The sequence below is a fragment of the Weissella sp. DD23 genome (genome assembly GCF_001579105.1).
GTDB lineage: Bacteria > Bacillota > Bacilli > Lactobacillales > Lactobacillaceae > Weissella > Weissella cibaria.
The window spans coordinates 2,355-3,954 of sequence record NZ_KQ970403.1 but is presented as its reverse complement, the minus strand read 5'-3'; the positions used below and the strand labels follow the sequence as shown (position 1 = coordinate 3,954).

Annotated in this window: 3 protein-coding genes; all 3 read left to right on the top strand. The window is 48.3% G+C overall.

The window, feature by feature from the left end:
* On the top strand, positions 1–431 hold a 431-nt coding region (locus tag WEIDD23_RS11680), incomplete at its 5' end, for a hypothetical protein (protein WP_197458891.1).
* 9 nt (positions 432–440) lie between these two features.
* The gene (locus WEIDD23_RS11675; RefSeq protein ID WP_062359076.1) at positions 441–1,265 is read left to right on the top strand and encodes an SDR family NAD(P)-dependent oxidoreductase; all 825 of its coding nucleotides are present in this window, start codon (positions 441–443) and stop codon (positions 1,263–1,265) included.
* A gap of 71 nt (positions 1,266–1,336) precedes the next feature.
* Positions 1,337–1,600, top strand: a 264-nt coding sequence (locus tag WEIDD23_RS13825) for a hypothetical protein (protein ID WP_197458890.1), incomplete at its 3' end; no start/stop codon positions are given.

Below are 1,600 nucleotides of genomic sequence, written 5' to 3'. Positions count from 1 at the left end.
ACCCGTTTGGTGATACGTTGGCGCTTGAGACACCAGCTGGTGACGTGGCTTACCGTGAACACCAGTCTCGGCGACTATTAGCGTTGTCAATCGCACGCGGCGGTGTCTTCGCGACGGCCGACGGTACGTATGATGGCGCACTGCGCGAAAAGGTGTGGGCCTTGTTCTTCCATCAGTACCAGTTTTTGGATAAAGCAGGGGATGTCGTTGGCCAATCGCGGCGGAATCCATTCCATTTATTCGCAACTAGTTATCGGATTACGGATAACAACGGCAAGCGTCTGTATACAGCAACAACGGAGCGTTGGCACTTGACCAAGCAAATTAAGATTAAGCAGGTGCGGTCGTCAAAACAGATTAATATGAAAAAGGCCGTTATGGTTACGGCAATTGAAGAGGCTATTGACGAGGCAAAGCGTTCAAAACGATAGGGGATACTCATGAAAACAATTGTAATTACTGGTGGTAGTGACGGTATTGGTGCTGCTGCGGCAAAAGTATTAGTTGGTTTAGGGCACCGAGTCATCATTGTCGGACGCAATCCAACAAAGACGGCAGCTGTCGCGAATGCGCTTAAGATACCATACCACTTGGCGGACTTTACGAAACTTGCCGATGTGCAACGTCTGGCAAACGAGCTACGCCAGTATGATCATATTGATGTGCTGGCGAATAATGCCGGCGGTATCATGGGCGAGCGGACATTAACGGCCGATGGTTTCGAGAAGACGTTTCAGGTTAATCACTTAGGCGCCTTTTTATTGACCCAACTGTTGCTCGATAAATTGTTGGCGGATCACGCGACAGTCATCGCAACGTCAAGTATCGCGGCTAATCTGTTTGGGGCACCATTTGATGTGAATGATCTCAACGTGGTCCAAAGCTATACGTCGGAAAAAGCGTACGGATATGCGAAGTACGAAAATATCTTATTCACCCGTGAATTAGTGCGTCGTTATCCAGGACAACTACATGCGGTTGCGTTTCATCCGGGAGTCGTCCGGACGAGTTTTTCGAGTGAATCGAATACTGTGATGCGCTGGCTCTATCAGACACCACTGAAATATTTGGGAACAATTAGCCCAGCTAAGAGTGCGCGACGCCTGGTTAAGTTAGCTTTGGGTACACCGGGAGTTGACTTTACCGATGGCGCTGTTTATAACGGTAACCACCTGCTGAAGGTGAAGAACCAAGATGTCGACGGGCAAGATGGCCAAGGGTTATGGGAAACGTCAATGCACGCAGTTGTAGATTATCTAGCCTAATAGCTTGAATCTCTGAGAGAATGAGCCTACAATTTCTGTGTAGATTTATATTAAGATATAGAAGGCTTATCATGATTGAGTTCATTTTAATTGTTGTGGCCGCAGTGGCGTTTGCTTTGTTTGAAGTGTTACGGCGCCGGTCGCACGCAAATTTCAAGCAGAAAAAGGCAGTTGTAACAGCGCAAAGTGGTTATGACCCCAACGATTGGTATGACGATGGCACAACGAAGGACGTCTCGGTGACGCACGTGCGACCAAGTTACCGGCGTGTGTATCAGGCAGACAATGCCGTCCCGGAAGGTGTCGATCTTAATACTAAGGGCATCGTTACCATT

Coding starts and splice junctions, on each gene's coding strand:
- WEIDD23_RS11675 (WP_062359076.1), top strand. CDS start 441: ATGAAAACAATTGTAATTACTGGTGGTAGTGACGGTATTGGTGCTGCT.